At 71.1% G+C, this 15,549-nt stretch carries 16 protein-coding genes; 15 read left to right on the top strand and 1 reads right to left on the bottom strand.

Annotation, left to right across the window (positions count from 1 at the left end; translation table 11 throughout):
- The first annotated feature begins 2 nt into the window (after positions 1 to 2).
- Entirely contained in the window at positions 3 to 473 is a 471-nt protein-coding gene (locus ACTWJ5_RS19650) for an arsenate reductase ArsC (RefSeq protein WP_069866039.1), read from the top strand.
- Positions 474 to 554: 81 nt separating this feature from the next.
- Here the strand turns inward: ACTWJ5_RS19650 and ACTWJ5_RS19645 are convergent, their stop codons facing one another.
- A complete protein-coding gene (locus tag ACTWJ5_RS19645) occupies positions 555 to 1,724 on the bottom strand; it encodes a helix-turn-helix transcriptional regulator (RefSeq protein ID WP_253390637.1) in 1,170 nt (389 codons plus the stop codon).
- 259 nt (positions 1,725 to 1,983) lie between these two features.
- On the opposite strand from ACTWJ5_RS19645, the gene ACTWJ5_RS19640 reads away from it, so the two are divergent.
- From ACTWJ5_RS19640 to ACTWJ5_RS19575, 14 genes are all read left to right on the top strand, one after another.
- Positions 1,984 to 2,880 carry a VOC family protein gene (locus ACTWJ5_RS19640; protein ID WP_253390636.1) on the top strand — a complete coding sequence of 299 codons (897 nt, stop codon included), beginning with the start codon at positions 1,984 to 1,986 and terminating at the stop codon, positions 2,878 to 2,880.
- A gap of 10 nt (positions 2,881 to 2,890) precedes the next feature.
- Positions 2,891 to 3,772, top strand: coding sequence for a CoA transferase subunit A (locus tag ACTWJ5_RS19635; protein ID WP_253390635.1), 882 nt, complete (start codon positions 2,891 to 2,893; stop codon positions 3,770 to 3,772).
- A gap of 12 nt (positions 3,773 to 3,784) precedes the next feature.
- Complete coding sequence (locus ACTWJ5_RS19630) at positions 3,785 to 4,600, top strand: CoA-transferase subunit beta (protein ID WP_444436356.1); 816 nt, start codon at positions 3,785 to 3,787, stop codon at positions 4,598 to 4,600.
- Positions 4,597 to 5,454: an enoyl-CoA hydratase gene (locus ACTWJ5_RS19625; protein ID WP_074981675.1), complete on the top strand. Its 858-nt coding sequence runs from the start codon at positions 4,597 to 4,599 to the stop codon at positions 5,452 to 5,454. Before ACTWJ5_RS19630 ends, ACTWJ5_RS19625 begins: the two co-directional genes overlap by 4 nt.
- Positions 5,451 to 6,551, top strand: coding sequence for an NAD(P)H-dependent flavin oxidoreductase (locus ACTWJ5_RS19620; protein ID WP_253390633.1), 1,101 nt, complete (start codon positions 5,451 to 5,453; stop codon positions 6,549 to 6,551). The genes ACTWJ5_RS19625 and ACTWJ5_RS19620 overlap by 4 nt, the downstream gene beginning before the upstream one ends.
- Entirely contained in the window at positions 6,532 to 7,284 is a 753-nt protein-coding gene (locus ACTWJ5_RS19615; protein ID WP_253390632.1) for an enoyl-CoA hydratase family protein, read from the top strand. Before ACTWJ5_RS19620 ends, ACTWJ5_RS19615 begins: the two co-directional genes overlap by 20 nt.
- A 16-nt stretch (positions 7,285 to 7,300) precedes the next feature.
- Entirely contained in the window at positions 7,301 to 8,467 is a 1,167-nt protein-coding gene (locus tag ACTWJ5_RS19610; RefSeq protein ID WP_074981681.1) for an acyl-CoA dehydrogenase, read from the top strand.
- Positions 8,468 to 8,478: 11 nt separating this feature from the next.
- Complete coding sequence (locus ACTWJ5_RS19605) at positions 8,479 to 9,540, top strand: acyl-CoA dehydrogenase family protein (protein WP_253390631.1); 1,062 nt, start codon at positions 8,479 to 8,481, stop codon at positions 9,538 to 9,540.
- A 10-nt stretch (positions 9,541 to 9,550) separates the two neighbouring features.
- Positions 9,551 to 10,699, top strand: coding sequence for an acetyl-CoA C-acetyltransferase (locus ACTWJ5_RS19600; RefSeq protein WP_261748449.1), 1,149 nt, complete (start codon positions 9,551 to 9,553; stop codon positions 10,697 to 10,699).
- Positions 10,700 to 10,813: 114 nt separating this feature from the next.
- Entirely contained in the window at positions 10,814 to 11,689 is an 876-nt protein-coding gene (locus tag ACTWJ5_RS19595; RefSeq protein WP_444436355.1) for an SDR family oxidoreductase, read from the top strand.
- Positions 11,690 to 11,884: 195 nt separating this feature from the next.
- Entirely contained in the window at positions 11,885 to 13,048 is a 1,164-nt protein-coding gene (locus tag ACTWJ5_RS19590) for an acyl-CoA dehydrogenase family protein (RefSeq protein ID WP_444436354.1), read from the top strand.
- Positions 13,045 to 14,244 carry an acyl-CoA dehydrogenase family protein gene (locus ACTWJ5_RS19585; protein WP_444436353.1) on the top strand — a complete coding sequence of 400 codons (1,200 nt, stop codon included), beginning with the start codon at positions 13,045 to 13,047 and terminating at the stop codon, positions 14,242 to 14,244. Before ACTWJ5_RS19590 ends, ACTWJ5_RS19585 begins: the two co-directional genes overlap by 4 nt.
- A 5-nt stretch (positions 14,245 to 14,249) precedes the next feature.
- Positions 14,250 to 15,032, top strand: a complete 783-nt coding sequence (locus ACTWJ5_RS19580; protein ID WP_116425040.1) for an SDR family oxidoreductase — start codon at positions 14,250 to 14,252, stop codon at positions 15,030 to 15,032.
- A 1-nt stretch (position 15,033) separates the two neighbouring features.
- Positions 15,034 to 15,492 carry a MaoC family dehydratase gene (locus ACTWJ5_RS19575; protein ID WP_253390625.1) on the top strand — a complete coding sequence of 153 codons (459 nt, stop codon included), beginning with the start codon at positions 15,034 to 15,036 and terminating at the stop codon, positions 15,490 to 15,492.
- The last annotated feature ends 57 nt before the right edge of the window (positions 15,493 to 15,549 follow it).

Below are 15,549 nucleotides of genomic sequence, written 5' to 3'. Positions count from 1 at the left end.
GCATGCGAGTCCTGTTCATGTGCACGGCCAACAGCTGCCGCAGCATCCTTTCCGAAGCGCTGTTCAACCACCTGGCCCCGGAAGGCTTCGAGGCGGTGAGCGCCGGCAGTTTTCCCGGCGGACAGGTGCTGCCGCGCAGCCTGGCGACGCTGGAGCGTGCCGGCATCGCCACCGAAGGCCTGAGCAGCAAGGGCAACGACGCCTTCGCGGACAACCCACCGGACATCGTCATCACCGTCTGCGACAAGGCCGCGGGCGAAGCCTGCCCGCTGTACTTCGGCCCGGCGCTGAAAGCCCACTGGGGCCTGGAGGACCCTTCCACGGCGCAGGGCGACGAAGCGCAGCTGGACGACGCCTTCCGCGCCACCCTGGCGCACATCGAGCGACGCTGCCGGGCCTTCTTCGCCTTGCCCTTCGCCAGCCTGGAGCGCGACGGGCTGCAGCGCGAGCTGGCGCGGATCGGCGACCTCTGACTGGCGGTGCGGCGGGCGCGGGACGTGGACGAGGTGCGCCTGATCGCCGGCTACGACCTGTCGATCTTCTGAACCGCCCGTTCAGGCCAGCGAGGCGACGCTGTTGAGCAGCGTCTTGACCAGCTCCGCCTGGCGCGTCACGCCGGTCTTGGCGAACACCCCGCGCAGGTGCGCGCGCACCGTGTTGCGCGATACGCCCAGGGCGTCGGCGGTTTCGTCGAGGGTCAGGCCGTCCATCATCTGCATGGCCACTTCGGTTTCGCTGCGGGTCAGCTGGAACAGGCTGCGCAGCAGGGTGCGCGAGGCCTGGGGCGAGTCGGCGGGGTTGCGGATGAACACCGCCACCGCCGGCTGGCGGGCGTCGCCGCGGCTTTCGTGGTGCAGGGCGATGGGCCGCAGCAGCAAGTTCAGCGGCATGCCGCCGCTGGGTCGGGTGAGGGCCAGGACTTCCACCTCGTCGTCGCGCTCGCGGCGCTGCAGCACGGTCTGGATGGCGCTCTGCAGGTTGCGGTTGTCCTGGCGGGCGAAGGCCTGCAGGCGCTCCTGCCGGCATTCCAGGCCGTCGCGGCTGTCCAGCAGGCTCTGGGCGGCGCCGTTGCAGCGTAGCAGGCGGCCGTGGGTGTCGAGGATGGCGGTGCCCACCAGCAGGCGGTCGATGGTCAGGGCGTAGAGGCGCCGTTCGGATTCCAGCTGGTCCACCGTGGAGTGCAGGTCCACCGCCTGCTGCAGGTGCGGCAGCAGCAGTTCTACCAGGGCCAGGTCGGCCTCGCTGAAATCCTCGCCGGCGTGGTCGCGGCAGGCGAACAGCGCGCAGTGCATGCCGCCGGCGCTGAGCATCCGCGCCACCAGCACGTAGCGCAGGTCCAGCGGCGCCAGGTAGTGGCGGTAGAAGTCGTGGCCCAGCCACTGCGGCGTGCCCAGCACCCGGTCGGCGCTGGCGACCTGCCCGGCGGGCCAGTCGAGGAAGGGGCAGATGGCGTAGTAGTGCTCGCTGTAGGAGGGCTCGCCGGGCAGGTGCGGGCCGTGCGCGGAGGCGTTGACGATCAGCCCTGGGCGCTGGTGGTCGGGGTTGCGCAGCACCAGGGTGACGAAGCTGGCACTGCAGCGCTGGCGCAGGGCTTCCAGCAGGCTGGCCCAGGGCGTGCTTTCCAGGGGGCCGCGGTAGACCAGGTCGAGCAGTTCGCTCAGTGCGGCGGCGCTGATGCCGGCGCGGGCGAACGGATCCCGGGCCGGGGAGGTGGCTGCGTTCATGGGCGCCTCGGGGCTGCTCGTTGTTGTTTGCGGGCGAGCATGGACGCGCCGCCGGGGCATCGAATCGTCCGTTCGGCCTAGATGGCCAGGGGCCTACGCGGTGTGTCCGGCGCTGCGCCGGACGGGCGCGCGCAGGCCCCGCCGGGCGCCGCTTTCGCGCTAGTCCCATCGGACGATGTTGGGCCTGCCCGGCGCTGTTTGAATCCCCATCACCAGTGGCCCCTGCGGCGGGCCCGCGACAACGATGAGGAGAGCACCCATGGATATCCGAGGACTGGGCTACGTGACCGTCCTGGCCAGCGACCTGGAGCGCTGGCGCAGCTACGCCGGCCAGGTGCTGGGCATGATGGTGGACGACGCCGCCCCCGAGGACGCGCTGTACCTGAAGATGGACGAGCGCCGCTACCGCGTGCTGGTGCTGCGCGACGAGCGTGACGGCTACGGCGCCAGCGGCTGGGAGGTGGCCGGCAAGGCCGCCTTCGAGCAGGCCATCGCCGAGCTGCAGCGCACCGACGTGGAGGTCGAGCGCGGCAGCGCCGCCGACTGCGCGCTGCGCAAGGTGCAGGAAGTCGCCCTGTTCCGCGACCCCGACGGCAACCGCCACGAGCTGTTCTGGGGCCCCTGCCAGGACTTCAGGCCCTTCGTCTCGCCGGTGGGCGTCAGCGGCTTCGTCACCGGCGCCATGGGCATGGGCCACGTGGTGCTGCCGGCGCCGGCCTTCGAGCGCTGCCGCGACTTCTACGAGCAGGTGCTGGGCTTCGGCCTGTCCGACCTGATGAAGGTGCGCTTCACCCCCGACCCGCAGGAGCCGGAGAAGCGCATCCACTTCATGCACTGCAACAACGCCCGCCACCATTCCCTGGCGATCTTCGAATGCCCGATCCCCAGCGGCTGCGTGCACCTGATGCTGGAAACCGCCGCGCTCGACGACGTCGGCCGCGCGCTGGACCGCATGCACGCCCAGGGCGTGCAGCTGTCGGCCACCCTCGGCAAGCACACCAACGACCAGATGGTGTCCTTCTACATGCGCAGCCCCGGCGGCTTCGACATCGAGTACGGCCACGGCGGGCTGGAGGTGGACTGGCAGGCGCACACCCCCTTCGAAAGCACCGTGGTCAGCCATTGGGGCCACGATTTCAGCGTCGGCCGGCAGTAAGGAGCGCAGCATGGACAAACGCATGACGGCCACCGAGGTGGTCGCCCAGCTGCGCGACGGCATGACGATCGGCATCGGCGGCTGGGGCCCGCGGCGCAAGCCCATGGCCCTGGTCCGCGAGATTCTCCGCTCAGGCCTCAAGGACCTCACCATCGTCGCCTACGGCGGCGCCGACGTCGGCATGCTCTGCGCCGCTGGCAAGGTCAGGAAGCTGGTGTTCGCCTTCGTCTCGCTGGATTTCATCCCGCTCGAGCCGTACTTCCGCAAGGCGCGCCAGGCCGGCGAGCTGGAGGTGATGGAGATCGACGAAGGCATGCTGCTGCTGGGCCTGCGCGCCGCGGCCATGCACGTGCCCTTCATCCCCACCGCGGTGGGCCTGGGCACCGACGTGCTGACGCACAACCCGCAGATCAAACTGGTGGCCTCGCCCTACGCCGACGGCCGCGACTGGGTCGCCATGCCGGCGCTGAAGCTGGACGCCGCGCTGCTCCACGTCGACCGCGCCGACGCCCGCGGCGTCTGCCAGATCGAGGGGCCGGACCACTACATGGACGACCTCTTCGCCCGCGCCGCCGCCAACACCTACGCGAGCTGCGACGAGCTGGTCGAGCCCGAATACTTCCACGCCAACCCGCAGGCCGCGCGCCAGGTGTTCTGGGAGCGCAACCTCACCCGCGGCGTGGCGCACATCCCCGGCGGCGCCCACCCCAGCGCCTGCGCGCCGCTGTACGGCTTCGACGTGGCGCACCTGCAGCGCTACAACGCCTCGGCCCAGGAGGAGGGCGGCTGGCAGCGCTACTACGACGAATTCATCCGCGACGGCGAGGCGGCCTACCTGGACAAGGTCGGCGGGCTCGACGCGCTCCGCAAGCTGCCCCTGCCGGTGTTCTGACGAGGCCGAACCATGACTGACGCAAACGCTTCCTACAGCCTCGCCGAACTGCTGATCAGCGCCGCCAGCGAGTGCTGGCGCGACGACGGCGAGGTGCTCGCCAGCGGCATCGGGGTGATCCCCCGGCTGGCCGCTTCCCTGGCCATGCAGAGCTGCAACCGCGACCTGCTGATGACCGACTCCGAGGCCTTCATGGTCGGCGAGCCGGTGCCGCTGGGCGCGCGCAACGGCTATGTGCCCAAGTTCGACAGCTGGATGGGCTTCTCGCGCATCTTCGACAACGTCTGGGGCGGGCGCCGCCACGCGCTGGTGGGGCCGACCCAGGTCGACCGCTTCGGCCAGGCGAACATCTCCTGCATCGGCGACTACGCCCGGCCCAAGGCGCAGATGCTCGGGGTGCGCGGCTTCCCCGGCAACTCCATCAGCCACGCCAACTCCTTCTTCGTGCCGGCGCACAGCCGCCGGGTGTTCGTCGAGGGCGAGGTCGACATGGTCGCCTCGGTGGGCTACAACCCGGCGCGCCTGGCCCGTGGCTGGACGCTGGACGACATCGACATCCGCCTGGTCGTCACCGACCTCTGCGTGCTCGACTTCCAGGGCCCGCAGCGGCAGATGCGCGTGCGCTCGCTGCACCCCGGCGTGGAGCTGGCCCAGGTGCTGGACAACACCGGCTTCGACCTGGCGCTGCCGGCACGGATTCCGACCACCGCAGCGCCCACGGCGCAGCAGCTGGAACTCATCCGCCGCCTCGACCCGCACAACCTGCGCGCCCGCCAGCTCAAGGACGACCCGCCGGGCGACCGCCGCGCCGCAGGAGCACGGCCATGAACGAGGAAGTCGTGCTCTACGAGGTGCAGGGCCCGCTGGCCCTGGTCACCATGAATCGCCCCGAGTACCACAACGCGCAGAACTCGCGCATGACCTACGCGCTGGACGCGGCCTTCCGCCGCGCCTGCGACGACGACGCGGTCAAGGTCATCGTCCTGCGCGGGGCCGGCAAGCACTTCTCCGCCGGCCACGACATCGGCACCCCGGGGCGCGACGTCGACCAGAGCTTCGAGCGCGCCAGCCTGTGGTACGACCACGTCAACAAGCCCGGCGGCGAGTTCCTCTACGCCCGCGAGCAGGAGGTGTACCTGGGCATGTGCCGGCGCTGGCGCGAGATGCCCAAGCCGACCGTGGCCATGGTGCAGGGCGCGTGCATCGCCGGCGGGCTGATGCTGGCCTGGGTGTGCGACCTGATCGTCGCCAGCGACGATGCCTACTTCCGCGACCCGGTGGTGCGCATGGGCATCCCCGGGGTGGAGTACTTCGCCCACGTGCATGAACTGAACCCGCGCATCGCCAAGGAATTCCTCTTCCTCGGCGAGCGCATGCCGGCCGAGCGCGCCTGGCAGTTGGGCATGGTCAACAAGGTGGTGCCGCGCGACGTGCTGCCGGACGTGACCCTCGACATGGCCCGGCGCATCGCCGAAATGCCGCGCCTGGGCCTGCAGCTGGCCAAGCAGGCGGTGAACAACGCCGAGGACCTGATGGGCAAGCGCGCCACCATGGACATGGTGTTCGGCCTGCACCACTTCGCCCACGCCCACAACGAGCTGGTCTCCGGCGACCGCCTGGGCGGCTACGACGCCCGCGCCATGGCCAGCTCCCAGCGCGAGCCGGCGGAGGGCGGCCGATGAGCGCGGACCTGAGCACCCGCGTCAGCCGCCTGCTCGGCTGCCGCTACCCGATCATCCAGACCGCCATGGGCTGGGTGGCCGACCCGCGCCTGGTGGCGGCCACCGGCAACGCCGGCGGCTTCGGCTTCCTCGCCGGGGCGACCATCGAGCCGCAGCGCATGGAGGCGGCGATTCTCGAAACCAAGGCGCTGAGCGCACAGCCGTTCGGCGTCAACTTCCACATGTACCAGCCCAACGCCGGCGAGATCGTCGAGCTGGTGCTGCGCCACGGCGTGCGCGCGGTCAGCTACAGCCGCTCGCCGGGGCCGAAGCTGATCGCCCGGCTGAAGGAGGCCGGGGTGGTCTGCATGCCCACCGTGGGCGCCCTCAAGCACGCGCGGAAGGCCGTGGAGCTGGGCGCCGACATCGTCACCGTACAGGGCGGGGAGGGCGGAGGGCACACCGGCTCGGTGCCGACCTCGCTGCTGCTGGCCCAGGTGCGCGAGGCCGTGCAGGTGCCGGTGGTGGCCGCCGGCGGCTTCCACGACGGCGCCGGCCTGGTGGCTGCGCTGGCCCTGGGCGCCGAGGGCGTGGCCATGGGCACGCGCTTTCTGATGAGCCGCGAGAGCCCGGTGCCCGAGGCCACCCTGGCGCGCTACCTGGGCGTGAAGGACCCGGCGGCGGTGATCGTCAGCCGCGCCCTCGACGGCCTGCCGCAGCGGATGATCCGCAACGAACTGCTCAATGCCCTGGAGGCCGCCGGCCCGCTGCGCCGCCTGCGCCTGGCGCTGCACTGCGCGCTGGCCTACCGGCGCCTGTCCGGCATCGGCTGGGGGCAGATGCTCCAGGCCCTGCGCGAGCGCGGCGAGCTGAGCCTGAGCCAGGCGCTGCTGGCGGCCAACGCGCCCATGGTGATCCAGAAGGCCATGGTCGACGGCCAGCCGCAGGACGGCGTGCTGCCGGCCGGGCAGGTCGCCGCGTTGCTCGCCGCCCGCCCGCCGTGCGCCGAGATCATCCAGACCATCGTCGCCCAGGCCGGGGCGCGGCTCGCCGAGCTGGCCCGCCGGGTAGACCCGCAACTGTCCCAGGAGAACCGCCATGCCACCGTTTCGCGTTGACATCCACGAGCACATCGCCGAGCTGGTGTTCGACCGCCCGCCGGTGAACGCCTTCGACTGCGCCGGCTGGGCGGCCATCGCCGAGGCGCTGGAACGCCTGGGCCGCGACGACGCGGTGCGGGTCATCGTCATCCGCGCCGAGGGCCGCGGCTTCTGCGCCGGCGTCGACATCAAGGAACTGGCCGCCGACGGCAACCTGATCGTGGCGGTGAACAAGGGCAACTACGACAGCTTCAAGGCCGTGCACCGCAATCCCAAGCCGGTGATCGCCGCCGTGCACGGCTTCGTCCTCGGCGGCGGCATCGGCCTGTGCGGCGCGGCGGACATCGTCGTCGCCAGCGAATGCGCCAGCTTCGGCGTGCCCGAGGTGGACCGCGGCGCCATGGGCGGCGGCGCCCACCTGCAGCGCCTGTTCCCGGTGCAGAAGGTGCGCCACATGTACTTCACCGGCGAGCCCATCGACGCCTACGAGGCCTACCGCCTGGGTGCGGTGGAGCGCGTGGTGCCGCGCGAGAAACTGCGCGAGGCGGCGCTGGAGGTGGCGCGCAGGATCGCCGCCAAGAGCCCGCGGATGATCGCCCTGGCCAAGGAAGCGCTGACCGGCATCGAGGACGGCAACCTCGAAGACAAGTACCGCTGGGAGCAGGGCTTCACCCTCGAGGCCTACCGCTCGCTGGACTCCCAGGAAGCGCGCGACTCCTTCGTGGAAAAGCGCGAAGCGCAATTCAACTGACCGCAGGCGACAGCCCATGGACCTGAACTACAACAACGAACAACAGGCCTTCCGCGAAGAGGTCCGCAGCTGGCTCGCGGCCAACGTGCCGAAGCGCCCCTTGCCCTCCTACGACACCGAGGAAGGCTTCCGCCTGCACCGCGAATGGGAGGCACGCCTGCACGACGGCCACTGGGGCATGGTCACCTGGCCGGAGGCTTATGGCGGGCGCGGCTGCGACCTGATCCAGTGGCTGATCTTCGAGGAGGAGTACTACCGCGCCGGCGCGCCCGGGCGGGTCAACCAGAACGGTATCTTCCTGCTCGGCCCGACGCTGATGGAGTTCGGCAGCGAGGCGCAGAAGGCCCGCTTCCTGCCGCGCATGGCGCGCGGCGAGGACGTCTGGGCCCAGGGCTGGTCGGAACCGGGCGCCGGCTCCGACATGGCGGCCATCCGCTCGCGCGCCGAGCGCGACGGCGAGCACTTCGTCATCAACGGCCAGAAGACCTGGTCCACCCGCGCGGTCTGGGCCGACTGGCTGTTCGGCCTGTTCCGCACCGACCCGGCCTCCAGCCGCCACCACGGCCTGACCTTCATCCTGGTGCCGCTGGACAGCCCCGGCATCACCATCCGCCCCATCGCCCAGCTCGACGGCCTGCCGGGCTTCGCCGAAATCTTCTTCGACGACGTGCGGGTGCCGGTGGAGAACGTGCTGGGCGGCGAAGGCCAGGGCTGGCACGTGGCGATGTCCACCGCCGGCTTCGAGCGCGGGTTGATGCTGCGCTCGCCGGCGCGCTTCCAGGAAACCGCGCGGCGCCTGCTGCAGCTGTACCTGGACAACCGCGAGGCGGCCGACCGCGACCCGGCCATCGGCGAGGCGGTGATGCGCGCCTGGCTCGACGCCGAGGCCTACACCCTGAGCACCTACATGACCGCCTCGCGCCTACAGCAGGGCGGGCGCATCGGCGCGGAGTCCTCGACCAACAAGATCTTCTGGTCGGAGCTGGACCAGCGCATGCACGACACCGCCCTGAGCATCCTCGGCGCCCGCGCCGAACTGCTGCCCGGCGCGCCCGCCGCGGGCGAGGTGGGGCGCTGGCTGGACGGCTTCCTGTTCTCCCTGGCCGGGCCGATCTACGCCGGCACCAACGAAATCCAGCGCAACATCATCGCCGAACGCATGCTCGGCATGCCGCGCGCCTGAGGAGCATGGCCATGGACTTCACCTTCAACGACGACCAGCTGCGCTTCCACGACAGCGTGCGCGCCTTCCTCACCAACCAGGTGCCCCCCGAGCGCCAGCGCGAGCTGTGGGCCGGCGACAGCGGGCGCAGCGACGAACTCTGGGCGCAACTGGCCGAGCTGGGCCTGACCGCCCTCAACCTGCCCGAGGCCTACGGCGGCCTGGGCCTGGACGAAACCGACTGGGTCCTGCCGGCCCAGGAATGCGGCTACGCGGCGTTGGCCGAACCGCTGCTGGACACCGTGCTGGTCGGCGCGCCGCTGCTGGCCGCCCTGGGCGACGAGCACGAGGCGCTCAAGGCCGACTGGCTGGGGCGCATCGCCGAAGGCCGCGCGCGCCTGGCGGTGGGGCACCCGGACAACCTGCTGGTGGCCGATGCCCACGTCGCCGACCTGCTGATCCTCGGCAGCCATGATGAAGTGCACGCCGTGCCGCGCGAGGCCGTGCAGCTCACCGGCAACGCGGTGCTGGACCCGGCGCGGCGCCTGTTCGCCGTGGCCTGGACGCCATCCGCCGCCACCTGCGTCGCCCGTGGCGAGCAGGCCCGCGCCCTGTGGAGCGCGGCCTTCGAGCGCGGCGCCCTGGCCTGCGCCGCGCAGCAGCTGGGCCTGGCGCGGCGCATGGTCGACCTGGCGGTGGACTACAGCTTCGAGCGCAAGCAGTTCGGCAAGCCGATCGGCAGCTTCCAGGCGGTCAAGCACCTGATGGCCAACGTCGCGGTGCTCATCGAATTCGCCAAGGGTCCGCTGTACCGCGCCGCGCAGTCCCTCGCCGAGGGCCACCGGCTGGCCGCGCTGCACGTGTCCCAGGCGCGCCTGGCCTGTGCCGAGGCCTCGCAGCTGGCGGCGAAGAACGCCATCCAGGTGCACGGCGCCATGGGTTACACCTGGGAGGTCGACCTGCAGCTGTACATGAAGCGCGCCTGGGCCCTGGACAAGGTCTGGGGCGACCGCAGCCTGCACAAGGCGCGGCTGTGCCAGGCGCTGTTCGCCGGTGCTGTCCAGGCCGGCGCCGGCCACACCTTCGGCCGCTGAGGAGAGCGAAATGGCAGAAGCCTACATAGTCGACGCCCTGCGCACGCCCACCGGCAAGCGCAAGGGCGGCCTGGCGCACATCCATGCCGCCGACCTGGGCGCCCACGTGCTGCGCGAACTGGTGCAGCGCAACGGCATCCCCGACGCGGACTACGACGACGTCATCTTCGGCTGCGTCGACACCATCGGCCCGCTGGCCGGCGACATCGCCCGCACCTGCTGGCTGGCCGCCGGCCTCGACCAGGGCGTGCCCGGCACCACCGTGGACCGCCAGTGCGGCTCCTCGCAGCAGGCCGTGCACTTCGCCGCCCAGGCGGTGATGAGCGGCACCCAGGACGTGGTGGTGGCCGGCGGCGTGCAGACCATGACGCAGATTCCGATTTCCTCGGCCATGACCGCTGCCGAGCCGCTGGGCTTCGGCGACCCCTTCAGCGGCTCCGAGGGCTGGGTGAAGCGCTACGGCGCCACGCCGCCGAGCCAGTTCCGCTCGGCGCAGATGATCGCCGAGAAGTGGGGCCTTGGGCGCGAAGCGCTGGAAGCCTACGCGCTGGAGTCGCACCAGCGCGCGCTGCGCGCCATCGAGGCAGGCCGCTTTGCCCGCGAGATAGTCCCGCTGGCCGGTGTGCAGCATGACGAGACGCCGCGCCATACCAGCCTGGCGAAGATGGCCGAGCTGGAAAGCCTGTTCGGCTGCGATCGCGTCACCGCCGGCGTGTCGAGCCAGACCTGCGACGCCGCCAGCGCGCTGCTGATCGTCTCCGAACGCGCCCTTAGGCGCTACGGCCTGACGCCACGCGCGCGCATCCACCATCTCAGCGTGCGCGCGGATGACCCCGTGTGGATGCTCACCGCGCCCATCCCGGCCACCGAATACGCGCTGAAGAAGGCCGGCATGCGCCTGGACGACATCGACCGGGTGGAGATCAACGAGGCCTTCGCCTCGGTGGTCCTGGCCTGGCTGCGCGAGACCGGCTACCCCCACGAGCGCACCAACGTCAACGGCGGCGCCATCGCCCTCGGCCACCCTCTGGGCGCCACCGGCGCCAGGCTGATGACCACGCTGCTCCACGAACTGGAACGCAGCGGCGGCCGCTACGGCCTGCAGACCATGTGCGAAGGCGGCGGCCAGGCCAACGTGACCATTATCGAACGGCTGTAGCGGTTCACTGGGTTCCCGCGTTCGCGGGAATGACGCCCGGATATTGGTTCCCCCGTCATTCCCGCGAACGCGGGAACCCAGAGACTTACCGCATTGATTCCAGGAGTACACCCCATGCCCCTCTGCAAATCCCGCACCGTCATCATCACCGGCGCCGGAGGCGGCCTCGGCCGCGCCTACGCCCTGGCCCTGGCCGCCGAAGGCGCCAACGTCGTGGTCAACGACATCAACCGCGAAGCCGTCGCCGGCGTGGTGGCGCTGATCCGCGACCAGGGCGGCAACGCCATCGGCGACTGCCACGACATCACCGACTACGCCGAGGCCGGCGAGATCGTCCAGGCCGCCATCGCCGCCTTCGGCGACCTGCACGCGGTGGTGAACAACGCCGGCATCTGCCGCGACCGCATGTTCGCCAGCCTCACCGAGGCCGACTGGGACGCGGTGATGAACGTGCACCTCAAAGGCCACTTCTGCATCGCCAGCCACGCCGTGCGCCACTGGCGCGAGCAGGTCAAGGCCGACGCCAAGGTCCAGGCCCGCCTGATCAACACCAGCTCCGGCGCCGGCTTGCAGGGCAGCATCGGCCAGTCCAACTACTCGGCGGCCAAGGGCGGCATCGCTGCCCTGACCCTGGTGCAGGCGGCGGAGCTGGCGCGCTACGGCATCACCGCCAACGCCCTGGCCCCGGCGGCGCGCACCGGCATGACCGAGCAGGTGTTCGCCGAGGTGATGAAAAAGCCCGAAGCGGGCTTCGACCACTTCGCCCCGGAAAACGTCGCGCCGCTGGTGGCCTGGCTGGTCAGCGAAGCCTCGCAGCACGTCACCGGCAGGCTGTTCGAAGTGGAAGGCGGCAAGCTCTCCATCGCCGACGGCTGGCGCCGCGGCCCGGAACGCGACAAGGGCGCGCGCTGGCTGCCGGAAGAAATCGGCGAGGCGGTCGACGCCCTCATCGACCGCGCCACCCCGCCCCAGAAGGTCTACGGCGCCTGACTCCGGCGCCGCTGCCGCTTTTCGTAGGAGCGAGCTTGCTCGCGAACAGCCCCGCTGCGAGGCCGGTTCGCGAGCAAGCTCGCTCCTACAGGTACCGTTGTTCCCTGGCTTTTCCTGCCCACGTCCATTCGGACGATTCCCCTCGCACCGACTCCCGCCAGACTGCGGCCATCCGAACCGACAGGGCCGCTTCCCATGGAATTCGCCTTCACCGACGAGCAGCAGATGATCCGCGACAGCGCGGAGAGCTTCCTCGCCGATGCTTCACCCTCCAGCGCCGTGCGCGCGGCCATGGCCGCCGGCGGGCATGACCTGGCGCTCTGGCAGCGCGTTCGCGACGAACTCGGCTGGCAGGCCCTGCTGGTGCCCGAGGCCCATGGCGGCCTGGGGCTGGGCTTCGTCGAGCTGGCCATCGTCCAGGAACAACTGGGCCGGCGCCTGGCGCCGCTGCCGTTCTTCGCCTGCGCCCTGGCCGTGTGCGCCTTGCGCGTGCTCGGCAATGATGCGCAACAGGCACGCTGGCTGCCCGGCTTGGCCGAAGGCAGCCTGGGCGCCACCCTGGCCCTGGGCGCCGAAGGCGCGCCCGCGGCCGGTGCCGTGCAGGTGCAGGCGCGTGCCGAAGGCGACGGCTTCGTCCTCGACGGCCGCCTGCGCCCGGTGCTCGACGGCCACAGCGCCGACCTGCTGCTGATTCCCGCACGCCGACCGGGCAGCCAGGGCGAGGAGGGCGTCAGCCTGTTCGCCGTGCCCGCCGCCAGCGCCGGCCTGCAACGCCGCGCCTTGCCGACCCTGGACCAGACCCGCCAACTGGCGGAAATCGAACTGAGCGGCCTGTACCTGCCCGCCGACGCCCTGCTGGGCGAGGCCGGCGGCGCCTGGCCGCGGCTGGACAAGGTCCTGCAACTGGCCGCCGTGGCCCTGGCCGCCGAGCAGGTCGGCGGCGCTCAGCAGGCCCTCGATCTCACCGTCGCCTACACCCAGGAGCGCCGCCAGTTCGGCCGCCCGGTGGGCGGCTTCCAGGCGCTCAAGCACCGCATGGCGGACATGATGCTGCAGGTGGAATGCGCCCGCTCGGCGCTCTACTACGCCGCCTGCGTGGCCCAGGCCGTGCTGGAGGAGGACGATCCGGCGCTGGCCGCCGAACTGCCGCTGGCCGCCGCAGTGGCCAAGTCCCACGCCTCGGAAGCCTTCTTCCACTGCGCCGCCGAATCCATCCAGCTGCACGGCGGCGTCGGCTTCACCTGGGAGTACGACCCGCACCTGTATTTCAAGCGCGCCCGCGCCGGCGAGGGCCTGTTCGGCAGCCCGGCCTGGCACCGCGAGCGCATCGCCGCGGCCATCCTGGAGGAACGCCCATGAAGATCGGATTCGATGCCGCCGACGAAGCCTTCCGCGCCGAAGTGGCCGCCTGGCTGGCGGACAACCTGCGCGGCGAATTCGAGCCGCTGCGCTTTCGCGGCGGGCCCGGCGACGAACACTCGTTCCCCGAGGAGCGCAAGGCCTGGGAACGCAAGCTTGCCGAGGGCGGCTGGACCTGCGTCGGCTGGGCGAAGGAGCACGGCGGGCGCGGCCTGTCGATCAATCGGCAGGTGATCTTCCACGAGGAATACGCCCGCGCCGGCGGCCCCGGGCGCATGGGCCACATCGGCGAAGGCCTGGCCGGACCGACCATCGCCGCCTTCGGCAGCGACGAACAGAAGCGCCGCCTGCTGCCGGGCATCGTCAGCGGCCGCGAGTTCTGGTGCCAGGGCTATTCCGAACCGGGCGCCGGCTCCGACCTGGCGGCGGTGAAGACCCGCGCCACCTTCGACGCCGCACGCAACGTCTGGAAGATCAACGGGCAGAAGGTCTGGACCTCCCTGGCCCACGAATCCGACTGGTGCTTCGTCATCGCCCGCTGCGAGCCGGGCAGCGTCGGCCACCAGGGCCTGGCCTTCCTGCTGGTGCCCATGCGCCAGGCGGGCATCACGGTGAGGCCCATCGAGCAGCTGACCGGCACCTCGGAGTTCAACGAGGTGTTCTTCGACGACGCCGAGACCGCCGCCGACAACCTGCTCGGCGCGCCGGGCGACGGCTGGAAGATCGCCATGGCGCTGCTGGGCTTCGAGCGCGGGGTTTCCACCCTCGGCCAGCAGATGCAGTTCCAGAATGAACTGGACGAGGTCATCCGCGTCGCCCGCGCCAACGGCGCCGCCCGCGACCCGCTGCTGCGCCAGCGCCTGGCCGAGGCCTGGGGCGGGCTCAAGGTGCTGCGCTACAACTCGCTGCGCATGCTCTCCGGCGCCCAGGACGGCAGCCTGCGCCGCGAGGCGCTGATCTACAAGCTGTGCTGGGCCGACTGGCACGCGCGCCTGGGCAAGCTGGCCATGGACGCGCTCGGCGCCGAGGCGGAAATCCTCGACGGCGCGCCCTACGCGCTGAACCGCCTGCAGGGCCTGTTCCTGTTCAGTCGCTCGGACACGATCTACGGCGGCAGCAACGAGATCCAGCGCAACCTCATCGCCGAGCGCGCCCTCGGCCTGCCCCGCGAACCCAAGACGCCCCGCCAGGAGTGACAACGATGCTCAAACCCGAATACGTATCCGGCCGTGGCCTGCTGCGCGGCAAGTCGGTGCTGATCACCGCCGCCGCCGGCGCCGGCATCGGCTTCTCCGCCGCCCTGCGCGCCGCCGAGGAAGGCTGCCGGGCGCTGATGGTCAGTGACATCCACGAAGGCCGCCTGGCCGAGGCGGTGCAGCGCATCCGCCAGGCCTGCGGGCTGCAGGCGGTCCACGGGCAGGTCTGCAACGTCACCGACGAGGCCCAGGTGCGCGCCCTGGTGGCCGCCGCCGAAGAGCGCCTGGGCGGCGTCGACGTGCTGATCAACAACGCCGGCCTCGGCGGTTCCCGCACGCTGGTGGAGATGACCGATGAAGAGTGGAATCGCGTGCTCGACGTGACCCTCACCGGCACCATGCGCATGACCCGCGCCATGCTCCCGCACATGATGGAACGCCGCGCCGGGGTGATCGTGAACAACGCCTCGGTGCTCGGCTGGCGCGCGCAGAAGGAGCAGAGCCACTACGCCGCCGCCAAGGCCGGAGTGATGGCGCTGACCCGCTGCGCCGCGCTGGAGGCGGCGGAACACGGCATCCGCATCAACGCGGTTAGCCCGAGCATCGCCCTGCACGACTTCCTGCGCAAATCCGCGCCCCAGGAACTGCTGGACAAGCTGGCCTCCACCGAGGCCTTCGGCCGCGCCGCGGAAGTCTGGGAGATCGCCAACGTGATGATGTTCCTGGCCAGCGACTACAGCTCCTACATGACCGGCGAAGTGCTCTCGGTCTCCAGCCAGAGGGCCTGACGTGCCACGCGTCTTCGAACACCCCGAACAATTGCTGGCCTGCGTCGGCGAAACCCTGGGCGAGAGCGAGTGGCTGCGCGTCGAACAGTCGCGCATCGACCGGTTCGCCGAGGCCACCGGCGACCACCAGTGGATCCACGTCGACCCCGTGCGCGCGGCGAGCGGCCCCTACGGCGCCTGCATCGCCCACGGCTACCTGACGCTGGCGCTGGTCAACCTGTTCCTGCCGCAGATAGTCGAGGTGCGCGGCATCGCCATGGGCGTCAACTATGGCTGCGACCGCGTGCGCTTCCCCAACGTGGTGAAGGCCGGCGCGCGGGTCCGCGGCCGCGCCGAGCTGGTCGCCGCCGAGGCGGTGAAGGGCGCGGTGCAGGCGACCATCCGCGTCAGCGTCGAGATCGACGGCGAAGACCGCCCCGGCTGCGTGGTGGACACCATCAGCCGCTACTACCCCGCGTAAGGGGCTCTTCGTAGGAGCGAGCTTGCTCGCGAACCCCGGCCCCGCAGCGGCAACGGT

Source organism: Pseudomonas sp. A6, assembly GCF_052367875.1.
GTDB classification, from domain to species: Bacteria; Pseudomonadota; Gammaproteobacteria; order Pseudomonadales; family Pseudomonadaceae; genus Pseudomonas; species Pseudomonas citronellolis.
The sequence above is the reverse complement of the archived record's forward strand: the minus strand, read 5'-3'. Positions and strand labels throughout refer to the sequence as shown.

Coding starts and splice junctions, on each gene's coding strand:
- ACTWJ5_RS19650 (WP_069866039.1), top strand. CDS start 3: ATGCGAGTCCTGTTCATGTGCACGGCCAACAGCTGCCGCAGCATCCTT.
- ACTWJ5_RS19645 (WP_253390637.1), bottom strand. CDS start 1,724: ATGAACGCAGCCACCTCCCCGGCCCGGGATCCGTTCGCCCGCGCCGGC.
- ACTWJ5_RS19640 (WP_253390636.1), top strand. CDS start 1,984: ATGGATATCCGAGGACTGGGCTACGTGACCGTCCTGGCCAGCGACCTG.
- ACTWJ5_RS19635 (WP_253390635.1), top strand. CDS start 2,891: ATGGACAAACGCATGACGGCCACCGAGGTGGTCGCCCAGCTGCGCGAC.
- ACTWJ5_RS19630 (WP_444436356.1), top strand. CDS start 3,785: ATGACTGACGCAAACGCTTCCTACAGCCTCGCCGAACTGCTGATCAGC.
- ACTWJ5_RS19625 (WP_074981675.1), top strand. CDS start 4,597: ATGAACGAGGAAGTCGTGCTCTACGAGGTGCAGGGCCCGCTGGCCCTG.
- ACTWJ5_RS19620 (WP_253390633.1), top strand. CDS start 5,451: ATGAGCGCGGACCTGAGCACCCGCGTCAGCCGCCTGCTCGGCTGCCGC.
- ACTWJ5_RS19615 (WP_253390632.1), top strand. CDS start 6,532: ATGCCACCGTTTCGCGTTGACATCCACGAGCACATCGCCGAGCTGGTG.
- ACTWJ5_RS19610 (WP_074981681.1), top strand. CDS start 7,301: ATGGACCTGAACTACAACAACGAACAACAGGCCTTCCGCGAAGAGGTC.
- ACTWJ5_RS19605 (WP_253390631.1), top strand. CDS start 8,479: ATGGACTTCACCTTCAACGACGACCAGCTGCGCTTCCACGACAGCGTG.
- ACTWJ5_RS19600 (WP_261748449.1), top strand. CDS start 9,551: ATGGCAGAAGCCTACATAGTCGACGCCCTGCGCACGCCCACCGGCAAG.
- ACTWJ5_RS19595 (WP_444436355.1), top strand. CDS start 10,814: ATGCCCCTCTGCAAATCCCGCACCGTCATCATCACCGGCGCCGGAGGC.
- ACTWJ5_RS19590 (WP_444436354.1), top strand. CDS start 11,885: ATGGAATTCGCCTTCACCGACGAGCAGCAGATGATCCGCGACAGCGCG.
- ACTWJ5_RS19585 (WP_444436353.1), top strand. CDS start 13,045: ATGAAGATCGGATTCGATGCCGCCGACGAAGCCTTCCGCGCCGAAGTG.
- ACTWJ5_RS19580 (WP_116425040.1), top strand. CDS start 14,250: ATGCTCAAACCCGAATACGTATCCGGCCGTGGCCTGCTGCGCGGCAAG.